Here is a 16547-nt window from a genome sequence, read left to right on the forward strand (position 1 = left end):
AGCCAAAACAGGCTAATGCCTGCACTTCAAAAAGCATTAGCCTGTTTTTGGTTAATTTATATCTGTAATTTATACTGTATAAACCTCGCTAATCTTTTAAGCCAATTTTCTTGCTGAATACTTCTTTCTCCCTCTATTAACATTAGACCTATATATTCCTGCATATTTTCTCCTTTATTACTTATAAATTCCTGCAATTCTTTTGCTTCCTGTTTAAAAACATCCACCTGATTTTTATAACTTTTATCATTTTCGGTAATCTTTACAGCAACTTCTTCCTGGTTCGAATTAAAAACCAGATATTTGCTGGTACCTAAAAACACAATATTTACTTCGTCAGGTTGTATATCATTAGCTGCAGCTATTTCATAAAGAACTTTAGATATATTACCTCCTATCATTATAGTTTCCCATTTTCCAGACGACAACCCGGTATGAATCTCGTTTACAACTTTACCTTCAACCTGAATAGGAAAGACATAACGATAAGCCTCCCTGGTCTGGGGGATTATCTCTTTTGCGACTACAAACTCCTTTATATCTACCATTTTTATCGGAAAAGGTTTACCGATTTGCGCCTTTTTAACTTCTTCCGGGCTATTAAAACCAAAATCCTGCCATTTTTCCAGGCACAGATACTTCCAGTCTTTATTCCATTCTTCCTGCGTAGCTATTGTAGCCTGTTGAGCAGGAGAAATCGCATAACTTATCCCTTTAAATAATAAAAAGAAACCTAAAATTAAAAACAGTACCAAAAATAACCGCTTCATAATTACCCCTCCTAATTGCTATAACTGAAACCTATTTAGCTCCCAAAACCTTTAGAGAAAATCTGTCTAATGTGATAACCTTTAATAAGGAAATGGGGGTAGATGTTAATGAGCAGCAAAAACCAGTACAGTGATGAGTTTAAAGAGCAAATTATCAAAAAATGTCAGGAAACAGGTAATGTAGCTACCCAAGCCCAGCGTTATAATATTTCAACTAATACTATTCATACGCAGTTTGGGATATCTTACTCCTGCTGAATATTATGAACTTCATAAAAAGAATTCTTCTTTAACCCAGGTAGCTTAGTATAAGCTTAAAATTAAGCTTAAAATGAGCGCAGAATTAATCTATTATGTATGACAGTAATTTTATGTAATTTTCAAAGAGCTTTAGATTTAGACAGATTTTTTACATTAATAAGGGGCTAAGTCGACCAGACCGCCATACGGTATCTTTTGCTTTTCATTGCCGAACTGCTCAAAAAATTCCCCAGGGTTTATACGCAGTAATTTTGTGTCAAGTTCAATATTGGATTGCTGGCCAACCAGCATAAATTAGGGCTTTGATGCCTGTTTTAAACTGCGAAATTTGGGTGATATAACTAATTCGGTTGTTACTGCTATAAATACCAGATAATAAAAGATTTCTGAGGTGAAACAAAGCCAGCAAATGCTCCAACCGCCTGTTGCTTGGATATTCATCAATGCGGATGATATTACTGCAGAAACCCCAGCTGTCACAATACAAACAATTCTAATCACCTTCCACTTTTTTCCCATCATGTATAACCCCAAAATTACACAGGCTCCTACAAGTGATAGTAATGATAATATCAAATGTGTTGTTTTCAGGCCTGCATTACATGTCGGGCAAATAGGTGTAGACAACACCCATTTGTCAATAAATACGAATATCGAAATAGCCAAGTTGCTGTAAATCAACCCTAAAACGATTTTTCTCATTTTATTACCCCCATATAGACTAATAAGGGAAGTATAAGTTTTAATAGAGCTATTATGATTGCCAAACCCAACATCCACCAGCCAAATATTCTTAAATAGCCTTCGTCTTTTAATTGAGCTGCCTTCTTAAGATTGTATAACCCTGCTAAAAGCAATGTTACTACGGCAAGAAAATCAAAAATATATTTTAACATCTTATCTCACCTACCAGCATTGCCCAAAACAATATGTTACGGTTCCTACAAGGACCACTTCTGCTGCTTTAAGACAAAGCAGACAAGCAGCACCCGCAGTGCCAATACATATAGCAGAACATGCAACACTTAGAGCTGTAATTGCCCATGCAGGGACGCCCATCCCTGCTAAACATGAGTTAAAGCAGGACCAGAATCCAGCTGCTATAGCGGTCTTAATCGTTAAAAAACTGGCTGCAAAACCAGATGCATTGGCATCTTGATTTTTATACTCTAGAATCTTGCTCAGATCTTGTCCTACACCGGATGAATCAATTTTTTCAGCATTAAGAATCTTGCCATTCTCTAAAATGTTGGCTGTAACTGTAGAGTCGCTAGTTTTAGCAACGAATTGGTAAATTCCATCCTCAAGTTTATTAAACTTGAATAACACTGCTTCTTTTTGCTGGCAGTCTTTATCAAAGAACACGGTATAGGAACTGTATTGATATCCAGTATTATCATTAATCGGGATTCTAACAGCATAGACTGAACCGTTTTCTTCCGGGAACTGCTTTACGACAACGTTGTCTGTATTAAAGGCATACTTAGCTTGCATCTCTTTAAACTTGCCGTCTTGCATGACTTTATCTCGCAGGTCATTCTGTATCTCTACTGAGACATTGGATAAGCTCCCTTCCTTTAGTGCTTTTGCCGCAGCGTTGCCTACAAATCCCGGGGTCATTAGTAAACATGAGACTAAGATTATCGATATAAGTTTTCTGAAATTTATATTCATATATTACACCTCCATTAAACAATTAATCTGACGAGTTAATCAAGTAAACCTTCATAAGGTTCATCAGATAAACAAAGCAAATCTGTAAATGTTCCGGTATTTAGAGACTTTAGGGGCAACCATCCGGGTAACCCTACCTGAAAAAGAGCAATTTCGGCTATAAGAAAGAAGGGTAGAGGTCTGGACTAGGTTGGATGGAGTCTTAGGGTTGCAAATTCTGTTCTCTCGCCTTAGCCCCTTATTAATGTAAAAAATCTGTCTAAATCTAAAGCTCTTTGAAAATTACATGAAATTACTGTCATGCATAATAGATTAATTCCGCGATCATTTTAAGCTTATATTAAGCTACCTGAGTTAAAGCAGACTTCTTTTTATCAAATTCATAATATTCAGCAGGAGTAAGATATCCCAAACTACCATGTATTCTCCGATGGTTGTAATATTCTAGGTACTGGCTTACTATTTCATATGCTTCTCTGGCCCGTTATCAGTTCTTACTATTTCTGCTTTAGGCAAAGTCTTTACAGATCCGGTTTGGCGATATTTTTTAATCCAGGTATGGATAGTATTAGTTGAAATATTATAACGCCGGGCTTGGGTAGCTACATTACCTGTTTCCCCACATTTTTTGATAATTTGCTCTTTAAACTCATCACTATACTGGTTTTTGCTGCTCATTAACATCTACCCCCATTTCCTTATTAAAGGTTATCACATTAGACAGATTTTCTCTAAAGGTTTTGGGGGGCTAAATAGACTAACGGCACAAGCACCTTAACATTAAATGTCTTGGTGTGGCAGCCCTATAGAATTCTACAAATACCATAAGTTTTACACCGTTTATCGCTGGTTTCCTATGATCGCAAAGGCTTTTGGTCAACAAAACCAATAAATTGCTTTGCTTTAATTAACCCAACCTGTGGAGGGATTCCAAAAGGTGAAACTAAAATTCGGATAATGGTTGGTAGGAAATGTATCAGAACTATGCCACCAAGAACTGGCAATAGCTTTTAAAGGGTAGTTTGAGTAAATTAGCTTTTTAGCAAATAAATCAATCCCCCTTTCATATTAGATTAATTTTTTTCCTATAAATTGCCACCAATTCTAAAATACAAAAAGAAAAAAATCAATATCCTGGGAATAAATGGTATAATTTTGAACTTAAATAACACCTTTTCAGGTATAACCAGTAAAAAAATCAACTTTTTAACAAAAAACAAAAAAGTCAATTTCAGGTCTTGCCCTTCAACCTGAAACCGACTTTTGCAATAAAATAAATATCAAAACTTCAAAACTGTCATTTTCCTTAATCTCTCATAACGCCTCTTTACCAGTTCTTCTGAAGTTAAACTTAAAAGCTCTTCTAAAGCTTCCCTTATACATTTTTTCATAATATCCGCTGTTTCTTCTAAATCCTGATTAGCCCCCCCTACCGGCTCAGGTATAATATCATCTATAATGCCGAAAGCCTTAAGATCATCGGCAGTAAGCTTTAAAGCTCCCGCCATTTTTTCTACTTCATCAAGGCTTTTCCACAGGATAGACGCACTGGCTTCCGGGGAAGCTACGGAAAAAACAGAGTTAGAAAGCATAAAAAGCTTATCCCCTACTGCCAGGGCTAAAGCTCCGCCGCTTCCACCTTCTCCGATAACTATGCTTATAATCGGTACTTTAAGCCCGGACAGCAGCATTAAGTTCTCGGCAATTGCCCAGGCCTGTCCCCTTTCTTCAGCTCCTACCCCGGGATAAGCCCCGGGAGTATCTATAAAAGTTATTACCGGCCGCCTGAATTTTTCAGCCTGTAAAAACAGCCTTTTAGCTTTGCGGAAACCTTCCGGATGCGGCATTCCAAAATTGCGTTCGATATTTTCTTTGGTGTTTTTGCCTTTTTGATGGCCTACCACCGTCACCGGGATACCCTCAAAAAAGGCTATACCCCCTATAATAGCTTTATCATCGCCAAAAGTGCGGTCCCCATGCAGTTCAACAAAATCAGTAAAAATTTCCTCTATATACTGCCGGCAGGAAGGCCTGTCCACCTGACGGCTTAAAACCACCTTTTCCCAGGGGCTTAAATTGGAGTACCTTTCCTCTTTGAGCCTTTCAATTTTTGCTTCGAGAAGTTTAATTTCTTTGTCCAGATTAAAACCAGTAGAAGCTGAAATGTTTTTTAATTCATTAAGTTTATTTAAAAGGTTCTCATGCTGTTCCTCAAACTGAAACTTTTTGCTCATATTTTCCTCCTTGATGGAGCTTTAAAAGCTTAATAAGTAGATCTCTGATTTCGTTTCTCTTTACTACCATATCAATCATGCCATGTTCCAACAGGAATTCTGCCTGCTGAAACCCCTCCGGCAGTTCCTGCCTTATCGTCTGTTTTATTACCCGCGGCCCGGTAAAACCGATTAAAGCCTTAGGCTCAGCAATAATAATATCAGCCAGGGCAGCAAAGCTGGCTGCTACTCCCCCGGTAGTAGGATGAGTCATGATTGATATATAAAGCAAACCAGCCTTATGCAGCCTTTCTATCACCGCACTGGTTCTGGCCATCTGCATAAGGGAAAACATGCCTTCCTGGATGCGGGCACCGCCTGAGGCAGTGCATAAAACCAAAGGCAGCCTCTCTTTAAGCGCTCTTTCCCCTGCCCGAAGTATTTTTTCCCCCACCACAGAGCCCATACTTCCCATAGCAAAGCGGGAATCCATAACCCCTAATATTACCTTGTATCCTCCTATACTAGCCTTGCCTGTAATTACCGCCTCATTAAGCCCTGATTTCTCCCGGGCTTCTTTAAGTTTTAAATCATAATCCGGGAAACACAAGATATTAAAAGAAATAAGTTCCTTATCAAACTCTTCCCAACTGCCTTCATCGACCAGCAGTTCTATCCTTTCCGGCGCACTAAGGAGATAATGATAGCCACATTCCGGGCAAACCCGGCAATTTTGGCTTAAAACTTCCTGGTCAACCCTTGCCCCACAGGAAGGACATGCTTCCCCCCCTGCGGTGCTTTTTTCACGATCAAAAACCTTATTACCAGCCGGGTGTACTACATAATATTTTTTCCTATCTGTCCATCCTTTTTTAAACATATTTCATCTGCCTTCAAGATAAGGCAAACAGGAACTCACCTCCACAAACAGGTTTGCCATTAAGGCTTATACTTCCTTTAGCCTTGCCTATACTACCTTTTACTGTAATTAATTCTGCAGTAATAAAGAGGACATCTCCCGGCACTATTCTCTGCTTGAAGCGAAATTTATCAACTCCAGCCAAAAAAGCAAGTTTCCCCTTATACCTTTCATCACTCAAAAGAGCAATCGCTCCTACCTGGGCTACCGCCTCTATCATCAAAACCCCGGGCATAACCGGATTTCCCGGGAAATGTCCGGCAAAAAAAGGTTCATTAACAGTCACATTTTTAACCCCCACCGCTTTTTCGCCTGGATGGAGTTCCACAATCTTATCTACCAGCAAAAACGGATAACGGTGAGGTATTATTTTCATAATTTCTTCTATATGCATAAAATCACCTAGCCCAACTTGCGTAATATCAGCACCGCATTATGCCCGCCAAAGCCCAGGGAATCAGATAGCACCGTTTTTAACTCTTTTTCCCGGGGAGTAAGCGGTACATAATCGAGATCACATTCAGGGTCCTGGTTTTCTAGATTCAAGGTAGGAGGAATAAGGTTATTCTCCAGAGCCAGAGCAGAAGCGATAAGTTCAACTGCTCCCGCTGCCCCCAGCATATGTCCGGTAGCTGCCTTAATGGAGCTTACCGGCAATTCATAACTGTATGGGCCAAATACTGTTTTTATTACTTTGGTTTCAATCACATCATTAAGCCTGGTGCCTGTACCATGAGCGTTTATATAATCTATCTCCTCAGGCTCTATCCCGGCTTGAGCCAATGCCATTTTGAATGCCAAAACTGCTCCTCTTCCTTCTTCATCCGGCTGTACCATATGGCAGGCATCAGCACTTGCTCCATAACCGATTATTTCTGCATAAATATGGGCACCTCTAGCCAGGGCATGTTCCAGGCTTTCCAAAACCACAATACCTGCTCCTTCTCCCATAACAAAACCTTCCCTTTCCCTATCAAAAGGCCGGCAGGCCTTTTGAGGTTCATCATTACGGTCAGATAAGGCCTTCATGGCACAAAAGCCTCCTAACCCCAGCGGGGTAATAGCAGCTTCAGTCCCGCCTGCTATCATCACTTCTGCCTGTCCATCCCTGATAATGCGGAAAGCTTCCCCAATGGAGTTGGTCCCCGACGCACAGGCCGTAACCGTACAGCCGTTGGGCCCCTTTACCCCCAACACTATGGCCACCTGTCCAGAAGCCATATTAGGGATAAGCATAGGAATAAAAAAAGGATTAATTCCTCCTACTCCCTTCTCCAGCATCTGCCGGTGGTTTTTTTCCAGGGTTTCAATACCACCGATGCCGGAACCTATCCATACCCCGATTTTTTCTCTATCTACCCTGGTAAGATCAATACCGGCATCTTCTACCGCTACCTTAGAAGCTGCACAGGCATATTGGACAAACTTGTCCATCCGGCGCACTTCTTTCTTAGGCAGATAATCTTCTGCCTTGAAGTCTTTTACCTGGGCAGCAATCCTAACCGGAAAATCAGAAGTATCAAAATAGTCGATATATCCTATGCCTGTATGGCCATTTAATAAATTATGCCAGAAAGTATTTTTATCATGGCCCAGGGGAGAAATCATCCCCAGGCCGGTTATAACTACCCTTTTTGCCAAACTCAACCCACCCCGATTATTTAAACTTTTTCTTTCAGCCTTTCCTCAATATATTCAACAGCATCCCTTACGGTCTTCATATTTTCGGCTGCTTCTTCCGGAATCTGGATATCATATCTTTCTTCCAAAAGCATAAGCATTTCAACAATATCTAAAGAATCAGCATCCAGATCTTCTTCAAAAGAAGCATCCATGGTTACTATTTCTTCCGGCACATCCTTAATCTCGATTATTATCTCCTTTAAAACTTCAAAAACTGACATTTTTTATTCCTCCTTCATAGTTTTTTAATTATAAAATTGACATACCTCCATCAACCCTTATAACCTGACCGGTTATAAAAGAAGCTTCAGCAGAAGCCAAAAAAGCAACTAAGGATGCCACATCTTCAGGATTTCCCATCCTGCCCACCGCTATTCCTGCAATTATGCGTTCCTTGACTTCTTCAGGCAAAACATCGGTCATAGCTGTTTTTATATAGCCAGGGGCTACTGCATTAACCGTAATGCCACGATTACCATATTCCCGGGCCATAGAAAGGGTAAGCCCTATAAGTCCTGACTTAGAAGCGGCATAGTGAGCCTGTCCCGCATTGCCGCTTATACCTACTACGGACGAAATATTTATTATGCGTCCAAAACGGTTTTTCATCATCGGTCGCAGGGCTGCCCGGCTGCAGTAAAAAGCGGAATTAAGGTTAGTCCTTATAAGCTTATCCCATTCTTCATCACTCATGCGCAGCATAAGCTGATCTTTATTAATTCCGGCATTATTTACCAGAACATCTAGCCTACCATAGGTGTCAACTGCACTTTTAATCAGATTTTCCGCCTCCCGGGAAGAAGAAACATCTGCTTTAAAGATCATCCCTTCTCCCCCTTCTTTTTTTATCTCTTCTAATACTTCTTTAGCTTCTTTTTCATCATTAAGATAATTTACTACTACCTTATACCCTTCTTTAGCCAACCGGATAGCTATAGCCCTTCCTATCCCCCTTGAGCCGCCGGTAACTACTGCCACCTTATGTTCCAACCTTTTCTACCTCCTTCAGTAAAGCCTCAAGTGATTTAATATCCTGCACATTGCCCAAAAGCCTTCTCTTATCAATGCGCTTTATAAGCCCTGACAAAACATTGCCCGGCCCGATCTCTACCAGATAATCAACCTCACTCAGCATATACCTTACACTCTCTTCCCATCTAACCGGAGAATAAAGCTGTTTTACTAAAATATCTCGTAAATCAGTATAGTTATTTTCCCGCGCATTAACATTGCTTATAACTTTTCCTCTCCCGGGCCTGAAATCTACCTTGTCCAGATAAAACCTGAACTCTTGGGCTGCCTTTTCCATCAGCCGGCTGTGGGAAGGAATACTTACAGCTAAAAGCCTGGCCTTTCCCCCTTCGGTATTAATCTTACAGACTGCTTCCTCTACGGCCCTGGTTTCCCCGGATATAACCACCTGCCCCGGACAATTATAGTTAGCAATATCAACTATCCCCTCTACCGTCTTAAGAATGGCCTCAATCCTTTCCGTTTCCATCCCTAAAACAGCCGCCATCTTCCCTTCTCCAGTCGGAACTGCATCCTGCATAATTTCCGCCCTCCTGACCACCAGAGGCAAAACTTCCTCCAAATCTATACAGCCGGCAGCTGTTAATGCCGTATATTCACCCAGGCTGAGTCCTGCATAAACAGAAGCCGTAAGCCCCTGTTTTCTTACTACCCTTAAGATAGCCAAACTGGTAGCCAGAATAGCCGGCTGGGCATATACCGTACTATCCAGTTTTTCCTGTTCTCCTTCAAAACAAAGGGTACTCAGCTTATAACCTAATACCTCATCCGCCCTAGCAAATACTTCCCTGGCTTCCGGGAAAGCGCAGGCGATTTCTTTTCCCATCCCTTTATATTGAGAACCCTGCCCGGGAAAAACAAATCCCAGTCGCATTAAAACTCCTCCCACTTTTCTTTTATAGCTAAAGCATGGGCTATTATCTCTTCCACAATAAGCCCGGCCGGTTTTATATCCTTTACCAGACCTGCAATCTCTCCTGCCAGTACGGTGCCATTATCTACTTCTCCCTTAAGAGCTGCTTCGGGATATCTGCCTCTCCCTAGTTCTTCCAGTTCTTCTTTCTTCATCCCAGAAAACTCACATTCCAGATAATGGCGGGTAAACTTATTGTGGATAGCCCTTACCGGGTGCCCGGTGGATATGCCGCAAACTACGGTCGCCCTGTCTCGGGCTTTTATAACCTTTTCCTTATAGGCAGGATGAACTTCACATTCCTCGGCACAGATAAACCTGGTTCCTACCTGCACTCCTTCTGCTCCTAAAGCAAAGGCAGCCATAAATCCACGGCCATCAGCAATTCCTCCTGCTGCAATAACCGGCACATCTACGGCATCAGCCACCATCGGCACCAGGCACATAGTGCTCATTTCCCCTACATGTCCTCCTGATTCCATTCCCTCGGCAATAACCGCATCAGCACCCAGCCGCACCAGCCTTTTAGCCAGAGCAACCGAAGCTACAACGGGTATAACCTTAATTCCAGCTTTTTTAAAACTATCCATATATATGCCCGGATTGCCGGCACCAGTAGTAACTACCGACACCTTTTCTTCCACCACTACCTGAATAAGTTCTTTAATATTAGGGGAGGCCAGCATAAGATTTACCCCAAAAGGTTTATCAGTTAAAGATTTAACCATCCTTATCTGTTCCTTAAGCCAGGTTTCATCTGCCCCTCCGGCTCCTATAATTCCTAAACCTCCTGCCTGGGAAACAGCAGCAGCCAGTTTTCCGCCTGCAATCCAGGCCATACCTCCCTGCAGAAGAGGATATTTTATATCCAAAAGCCTGCAAATCCTGTTATTCTGGAACATCTAACCCCTCCCCCACTTTATTAGGGCTCCGCCAAAAGTAAGTCCGGCGCCAAAAGCTACGGTTAATATAAGATCTCCTTCTTTAAACTTTCCTGCTTCATCTGCTTCCGACATGGCTACCGGCACGGAAGCTGCCGACATATTGCCCAAACGCTCCAGATTAATAATCGTTTTTTCTTCTCCAATGTCCATCTTTTTCATAGCCGTCTGGATTATGCGTATATTAGCCTGGTGAGGCACAAAATAGTCTATTTCCTCATAAGTAATTCCTGCCATCTTTATAAGCTTATCGCTAACTGTTCCCATAATCCGGGTAGCAAAACGAAATACTTCATTGCCATTCATCTTTATATAATGCAAGCGGTTTTTAACCGTCTCTTCGGAAGGGGGAAGCTTAGCCCCACCGGCTGGCATATAAAGAAGACCTGCTCCTCCTCCGTCAGCCCCTAAATAAGTCGCTATAATACCGCATTCGCCTTCTTCCTTGCCCAGAACAGCAGCTCCTGCCCCGTCACCAAACAGGATACAGGTAGAGCGGTCAGTATAGTCAGTTATGCGCGAAAGCATATCGGCTCCTATTACCAGAGCATATTTATGCGTTGAAGCCAGCAAAAATTTTTCCGCCATAGATAAAGCATAAACAAAACCTGTGCATCCTGCCCCTAGGTCAAAGGCAGCTGCATTATAGGCTCCTAATTTATCCTGAACGATACACGAAGTAGAAGGAAACAGCATATCAGGGGTAACTGTAGCTACCACTATCAAACCTAATTCTTCCGGCTTAACCCCTGCCTTTAAAAGGGCATGATGGGCTGCCTTTTCACACAAATCAGAAGTAGTTATGTCTTTTTCCCCTATCCTTCTCTCAGAAATCCCGGTTCTTTCCTTTATCCATTCATCACTTGTATCCACCATCATTTCTAAATCTTTATTGCTGAGTATCTTATCAGGCAGGGCATGGCCCAGGCCTAAAATCTTCACCTTCATAAACTGCACCACCACAATAAGCTGTTTTATTTTTCCTTGTTTTTATCTTTTTATTCCACGATTATGCATATAATAAATCAACTTCCGCGCAAAAGTCAATGTATTTTTCAGAATATTCTGATAAATATTGTCAGGTTAAAAAAACACCTATAACAACTATATTTATTGGGCACACAAAAAAACCGCTTTCAGGTTTAGAAACCTGAAAGCGGTTTTGGACAGTATGGTATCTATTTTAAAAGGGGGGAGATCTTTTACATCATGGGCATTCCGCCGCCTGCTCCCGTCATGGCTTTCATTTCATCTTTATCCGGAACTTCTACTACTATCGCCTCAGTGGTAAGGAGCATAGCTGCGATACTTGCCGCATTCTGGATAGCAGAACGGGTTACTTTAGCCGGGTCAATAATTCCCGCGGCGATCATATCTTCATATTCGCCGGTTAAAGCATTAAATCCGATTCCCGGAGCAGCTTCTTTAACTTTTTCTACTACTACTGAACCTTCCACACCGGCATTATTAGCAATCTGGCGCAGAGGCTCTTCCATCGCTTTCTTAACCAGTTTAACACCGGTAAGTTCGTCTCCTTCAGCTTCAATGGTATCCAGCACCTTCATGACATTGATAAGAGCCGTTCCTCCACCCGGAACGATACCTTCTTCTACAGCAGCTTTGGTAGCAGCCAGAGCATCCTCAATGCGGTGTTTCTTTTCTTTAAGCTCAGTTTCGGTAGCAGCACCAACATGGATTACAGCTACGCCTCCAGCCAGTTTAGCCATTCTTTCTTGCAGTTTTTCCCGATCATATTCGGACTCAGTTTCTTCAAGCTGCATCTTGATGTTGGCAATGCGGTCTTTTACTGCCTGTTCAGAACCTGCTCCGTCCACGATAATAGTTTCTTCTTTCTTTACTACTACCTGACGGGCACGACCCAGCATGTCAAGATCTACATTTTCCAGTTTAGCTCCCATATCTTCAGATACAACTTTACCACCGGTAAGTATAGCTATATCTTCGAGCATAGCCTTTCTTCTTTCACCAAAGGCAGGAGCTTTTACGGCTACACAGGTAAAGGTTCCTCTTAATTTGTTAACTACGATAGTAGCCAAGGCTTCGCCTTCAACTTCTTCAGCTATGATAAGGAGCGGTTTTCCGGTTTGTACTACTTTTTCTAATACAGGTAAAATCTCATGTATAGAGGAAACTTTCTTGTCGGTAATAAGGATGTAGGGATCTTCCAAAACAGCTTCCATCTTTTCAGCATTAGTAACCATATAAGGAGAGATGTAACCACGGTCAAAGCTCATTCCTTCAACTACTTCAAGAGAAGTTCCCACAGACTGGGATTCTTCAACAGTAATAACCCCGTCTCTTCCTACTTTGTCCATGGCATCAGCTATAAGCTGTCCAATTTCCGGATCACTTGCAGAAATAGAGGCAACCTGGGCAATAGCTTCTTTAGATTCAACCGGTTTGCTTATTCTCTTAATTTCTTCTACTACAGCCTTAACCGCCTTTTCAATACCCCTCTTCATTATCATGGGGTTAGCGCCAGCAGCTACATTCTTAAGCCCTTCTTTGATCATAGCCTGAGCTAAAACCGTAGCAGTAGTAGTTCCATCTCCTGCCACATCATTAGTCTTGGTAGCAACTTCTTTAACCAGCTGGCACCCTAAGTTTTCCCACGGATCTTTGAGATCTATATCACGGGCAATAGTAACACCATCATTAGTAATAGTAGGAGAACCAAACTTCCTGTCTAATACTACATTTCTTCCTTTGGGCCCCAGAGTAACTTTAACCGCATCAGCTAAGGCATCTACTCCTCTTTCTAATGCTCTTCTTGCTTCTTCCCCAAATTTGATTTCTTTAGCAATCATCTACTGTACCTCCTTTTCCTCTGGTAATTATTTAATTATAGCCAGAACATCTCTTTCAGAAAGAATGAGGTATTCTTCACCATCAATCTTTACTTCCGTTCCTGCATATTTGGAGAAAATAACCTTGTCGCCAACATTAATATCCATAGGTATTCTTTCCCCTTTATCATTGCGGGCTCCCGGTCCTACTGCTAAAACTTCACCTTCCTGAGGTTTTTCTTTAGCTGTGTCTGGAACATAAAGTCCGCTCTTAGTCTTTTCTTCTTTAACTTCTGCTACCTTAATTACCAGACGATCTCCTAACGGTTGAATCTTCACAGGTATACCTCCTTCTATATTTAATTTTTTCCTCCGTTTGTTGTTAGCACTCATTAAGTGCGAGTGCTAATCGCTATCTATAATATTAGGCCAGACTTAATAAGCTTTCAAATAACAACACTTATTAAATCTGCCCAATATTTCCGATTTATATTATGCTCCTTCTATTTTCTTTTTATACCTTTAAAAATCACCTTTTTTTAATAATTTATCATAACTGCCCGCATTCTCCGGCTTCTCCTTTAAGGATATCCAGGCCATGCTCTAAAGCAGGCATTATAGCTTCTAACCCTTCCCTTACTCCTTTTACACTTCCGGGGAGATTAATAATAAGGGTTTTCCCCCTTATTCCGGCTATTCCTCTTGACAGCATGGCCCGGGGAGTATTTTTTAGACCATAAAAACGTATAGCCTCTGGAATTCCGGGAACCAGCCTTTCCACCACTTCATAGGTAGCCTCGGGAGTAACATCACGCGGGGAAAATCCCGTACCCCCCGAAGTCAAAACTAGATCCAGCTTTAAGCTATCACAGGCATATTTTAATCTATCTATTATAATATCCTTTTCATCGGGAATCATTTCATAATACTCACAAATATATTTTTCCCCCATCAACTCCCGTATAGTCCTGCCGCTCACATCTTCGCGCTCACCTTTAGACCCCTTGTCACTCATGATCAAAATACCTGTCCTGTACATCATAACACCTCAACCTTATCTCCCCTGCGTATAATGCCTCCCTTTACCACCCGGCAGAACAAGCCTTCATAAGGGAGCAGGGTTATTCCTCCATAAGTCCTGGTAACAATGCTCGGATGGTCTTCTTTTCCTATTTGCATAACTTTCAAAATTACATCCTCACCTATTTTAAGCATTCCGCCCACCCCTATACTTACCAGGTCTATCCCTTCAATCAGAAGATTTTCAGCAAAACCTCCCGGCCCTACATTAAGGCCGTATTCTTTATTCACTCTATCCACACTCGCTTTATTAAGACAGGTAACCTGCCTGTCCCAATCCCCGGCATGTCCATCATTTTCAATACCAAAATTTTCAATAACCCTGGCCTCAGGAACTTCCTTTTTGAGCTGCCCTCTTTCCGGGCTTATACTTATGGAATATAAAATACCCCCCTGCAAGCTGACCCCTCCTAATCTCCTTCTCTCAGCAAATGTCCGCTTTTGCCACCCATTTTTTCCACCAGCTTTATATCAGTAATCTTCATCCAGCGATCTACTGCCTTACACATGTCATAAATGGTAAGTGCAGCTACGCTTACCGCAGTCAGGGCTTCCATTTCCACCCCCGTCTTGCCTGTAGTCTTAACTTCTGAAGTTATTATTATCTCACTTTTTTCCTCATCCAGAGTAAAATTTATATCTACCCCGGTAATAAAAAGAGGATGGCACATGGGAATAAGGTCCGCCGTCTTCTTGGCCCCCATTATTCCAGCCACCTGGGCTACCGCTAAAACATCCCCTTTCTTAATCCCTCCGCTTTTAATCTTTTCTAAAGTCTCCTTGTTCATTACTATCCTGGCCTGGGCTACAGCCAGCCTTTTGGTATCTTCTTTATGCGTAACATCTACCATTTTAGCCCGGCCCTGTTCATTAAGGTGTGTAAAATCCAACGCCTTTCACCTCTCGCTTATGTCAAATTAAGAATACGAACAGCTACCGCAAAATAAATTAAAAGGCCTGCAATATCTGCAATAGAGGTAACCAGAGGACTGCTGGCAACTGCCGGATCCACCTTAAACTTAGCCAGCAGGAAAGGTAAAAATATACCTAAGAGGTTGGTAAACAAAACGATAATTACCATAGACAAACCTACTACCAATCCTATTTCATATCCACCCCGCCACAAACCAAAAGCGCCTACTACTACACCCATAGTTAATCCTAAAAGTAATCCTATAACCAGTTCTTTTCGGAAAGCAGTAAACCATTCGCTCAGTTTTATATCTCCGGTAGCTAAAGCTCGGACCATTAGGGTTGCTGCCTGCGAACCTGTATTTCCCCCTACATCTATAAGCAGGGGAATAAAAAAAGCCAGAGCAATTACCTTTGTTAATACTTCCTCATAAGAAGCTATCACTTCAGAAGCCAAAAGCATAACAAAAACCAGAGCAACAAGCCATCCCGCTCTTTTTCTAAAAAGCTCCTTAAAAGAAACTTGTCCATAATCAGTAGTAAGAGGGGTAACAGCTGCCCCCCTTTGAAAGTCTTCCGTAGTCTCTTCCTGTACGACATCAAATATGTCATCAAAAGTTACAACTCCCAGCAATATACCATCCGAATCAGTAACTGGTAGAGCAGAAATATCATATTTTTGCATTACCTGGACTGCCTTTTCCTGATCATCAAAAGCTGACAGGCTTATAAAAGAATTATCCATTATATCAGCAACTTTAGCATCAGGCGAAGCTAAAACAAATTTTTCAATCCCCAGCGCATCAAGCAGTTTCCATTTTTCATCAGTTACATATACCGTGCTTAAAGTTTCTATTTTCTTACCTTTGCTGCGAATATGTTCAAGTGCCTCTGCAACTTTCCATTCCGGTCTTACTGCCACATATTCAGGCGTCATCAGCCTACCAACGCTTTTTTCCGGATAACCCAGCAAAAACCTGGTTTCTAATAAATCCTCATAGCTTAAAAGGTTTAATAATCTCTGGGTAACCTGTCCGGGCAATTCCTCCAAAAGGTCAGTACGGTCATCAGGCTTAAGATTGGCCAATAAAAGACGGGTTTCTTCATCGGTCAAATCCTTGAGCAGAGAATTTTTGTTTTCTTTATCCAGATAAGAAAAAACATCAGCAGCAATATCCCGGGGCCAAAGCCGAAATAGTACTGCCCGGTCTGTTTTGTCAAGGCTTAAAAGGAGATCTGCCAGATCAGCCAGATGCCATTTATGCCATTCTTCTCTTTTGAGAAGTTCAAAACTTCGCTTTTTTATAGCTTCCTCTACTTTTTCTTTAAATTTTTGCATAAA

At 41.6% G+C, this 16547-nt stretch carries 21 protein-coding genes and 1 pseudogene; 1 reads left to right on the forward strand and 21 read right to left on the reverse strand.

What is annotated here, in order from left to right; translation table 11 throughout:
* Positions 1-56: 56 nt before the first annotated feature.
* Complete coding sequence (locus tag BUB92_RS00315; protein WP_073088803.1) at positions 57-770, reverse strand: hypothetical protein; 714 nt, start codon at positions 768-770, stop codon at positions 57-59.
* Between the two features lie 108 nt (positions 771-878).
* Here BUB92_RS00315 and BUB92_RS11475 point away from each other — a divergent pair, with 108 nt between their 5' ends.
* Entirely contained in the window at positions 879-1028 is a 150-nt protein-coding gene (locus BUB92_RS11475) for a hypothetical protein (RefSeq protein ID WP_159432285.1), read from the forward strand.
* A gap of 297 nt (positions 1029-1325) precedes the next feature.
* Here the strand turns inward: BUB92_RS11475 and BUB92_RS00325 are convergent, their stop codons facing one another.
* The 20 genes and pseudogenes from BUB92_RS00325 to mgtE all read right to left on the reverse strand — a co-directional run bounded on the left by BUB92_RS00325 (position 1326) and on the right by mgtE (position 16544).
* Positions 1326-1733 carry a hypothetical protein gene (locus BUB92_RS00325; RefSeq protein ID WP_073088805.1) on the reverse strand — a complete coding sequence of 136 codons (408 nt, stop codon included), beginning with the start codon at positions 1731-1733 and terminating at the stop codon, positions 1326-1328.
* A complete protein-coding gene (locus tag BUB92_RS00330) occupies positions 1730-1927 on the reverse strand; it encodes a hypothetical protein (protein WP_073088807.1) in 198 nt (65 codons plus the stop codon). The genes BUB92_RS00325 and BUB92_RS00330 overlap by 4 nt, the downstream gene beginning before the upstream one ends.
* A 10-nt stretch (positions 1928-1937) precedes the next feature.
* Positions 1938-2705: a hypothetical protein gene (locus BUB92_RS00335; protein ID WP_073088808.1), complete on the reverse strand. Its 768-nt coding sequence runs from the start codon at positions 2703-2705 to the stop codon at positions 1938-1940.
* A 340-nt stretch (positions 2706-3045) separates the two neighbouring features.
* Positions 3046-3174 (reverse strand): annotated as a pseudogene (locus tag BUB92_RS11200) (IS3 family transposase); the annotation flags it as partial.
* Complete coding sequence (locus tag BUB92_RS00345) at positions 3165-3389, reverse strand: transposase (RefSeq protein WP_084728232.1); 225 nt, start codon at positions 3387-3389, stop codon at positions 3165-3167. The pseudogene BUB92_RS11200 and the gene BUB92_RS00345, both read right to left, overlap by 10 nt.
* Positions 3390-3985: 596 nt before the next feature.
* A complete protein-coding gene (locus BUB92_RS00350) occupies positions 3986-4939 on the reverse strand; it encodes an acetyl-CoA carboxylase carboxyltransferase subunit alpha (protein ID WP_073088812.1) in 954 nt (317 codons plus the stop codon).
* Positions 4917-5798 (reverse strand): acetyl-CoA carboxylase, carboxyltransferase subunit beta, encoded by an 882-nt coding sequence (gene accD, locus BUB92_RS00355; protein ID WP_073088813.1) that lies wholly within the window; start codon positions 5796-5798, stop codon positions 4917-4919. The genes BUB92_RS00350 and accD overlap by 23 nt, the downstream gene beginning before the upstream one ends.
* A gap of 13 nt (positions 5799-5811) precedes the next feature.
* The gene (gene fabZ / locus BUB92_RS00360) at positions 5812-6231 is read right to left on the reverse strand and encodes a 3-hydroxyacyl-ACP dehydratase FabZ (protein WP_073088815.1); all 420 of its coding nucleotides are present in this window, start codon (positions 6229-6231) and stop codon (positions 5812-5814) included.
* Between the two features lie 8 nt (positions 6232-6239).
* A complete protein-coding gene (gene fabF, locus BUB92_RS00365; RefSeq protein ID WP_073088817.1) occupies positions 6240-7478 on the reverse strand; it encodes a beta-ketoacyl-ACP synthase II in 1239 nt (412 codons plus the stop codon).
* A gap of 20 nt (positions 7479-7498) precedes the next feature.
* A complete protein-coding gene (gene acpP, locus BUB92_RS00370) occupies positions 7499-7741 on the reverse strand; it encodes an acyl carrier protein (RefSeq protein ID WP_073088819.1) in 243 nt (80 codons plus the stop codon).
* Positions 7742-7769: 28 nt separating this feature from the next.
* Complete coding sequence (gene fabG, locus BUB92_RS00375; RefSeq protein WP_073088820.1) at positions 7770-8510, reverse strand: 3-oxoacyl-[acyl-carrier-protein] reductase; 741 nt, start codon at positions 8508-8510, stop codon at positions 7770-7772.
* Positions 8500-9426: an ACP S-malonyltransferase gene (gene fabD / locus BUB92_RS00380; protein WP_073088822.1), complete on the reverse strand. Its 927-nt coding sequence runs from the start codon at positions 9424-9426 to the stop codon at positions 8500-8502. Before fabD ends, fabG begins: the two co-directional genes overlap by 11 nt.
* On the reverse strand, positions 9426-10367 hold the full coding sequence (gene fabK / locus BUB92_RS00385; protein ID WP_073088824.1) for an enoyl-[acyl-carrier-protein] reductase FabK: 942 nt from the start codon (positions 10365-10367) through the stop codon (positions 9426-9428). Before fabK ends, fabD begins: the two co-directional genes overlap by 1 nt.
* Positions 10368-11354, reverse strand: a complete 987-nt coding sequence (locus BUB92_RS00390; protein ID WP_073088825.1) for a beta-ketoacyl-ACP synthase III — start codon at positions 11352-11354, stop codon at positions 10368-10370.
* Between the two features lie 254 nt (positions 11355-11608).
* Positions 11609-13231 carry a chaperonin GroEL gene (groL, locus tag BUB92_RS00395; protein WP_073088929.1) on the reverse strand — a complete coding sequence of 541 codons (1623 nt, stop codon included), beginning with the start codon at positions 13229-13231 and terminating at the stop codon, positions 11609-11611.
* A gap of 30 nt (positions 13232-13261) precedes the next feature.
* Positions 13262-13552 carry a co-chaperone GroES gene (gene groES, locus BUB92_RS00400; RefSeq protein WP_278280480.1) on the reverse strand — a complete coding sequence of 97 codons (291 nt, stop codon included), beginning with the start codon at positions 13550-13552 and terminating at the stop codon, positions 13262-13264.
* Positions 13553-13763: 211 nt separating this feature from the next.
* Positions 13764-14252 carry a MogA/MoaB family molybdenum cofactor biosynthesis protein gene (locus tag BUB92_RS00405; RefSeq protein WP_073088932.1) on the reverse strand — a complete coding sequence of 163 codons (489 nt, stop codon included), beginning with the start codon at positions 14250-14252 and terminating at the stop codon, positions 13764-13766.
* The gene (locus BUB92_RS00410) at positions 14252-14692 is read right to left on the reverse strand and encodes an MOSC domain-containing protein (protein WP_073088827.1); all 441 of its coding nucleotides are present in this window, start codon (positions 14690-14692) and stop codon (positions 14252-14254) included. Before BUB92_RS00410 ends, BUB92_RS00405 begins: the two co-directional genes overlap by 1 nt.
* Before the next feature lie 11 nt (positions 14693-14703).
* Complete coding sequence (gene moaC, locus BUB92_RS00415) at positions 14704-15183, reverse strand: cyclic pyranopterin monophosphate synthase MoaC (RefSeq protein WP_073088828.1); 480 nt, start codon at positions 15181-15183, stop codon at positions 14704-14706.
* A 17-nt stretch (positions 15184-15200) separates the two neighbouring features.
* Positions 15201-16544, reverse strand: a complete 1344-nt coding sequence (gene mgtE, locus BUB92_RS00420) for a magnesium transporter (RefSeq protein WP_073088830.1) — start codon at positions 16542-16544, stop codon at positions 15201-15203.
* Positions 16545-16547 lie beyond the last annotated feature (3 nt).

The sequence above is a fragment of the Thermosyntropha lipolytica DSM 11003 genome, assembly GCF_900129805.1.
GTDB lineage: Bacteria > Bacillota > Syntrophomonadia > Syntrophomonadales > Syntrophomonadaceae > Thermosyntropha > Thermosyntropha lipolytica.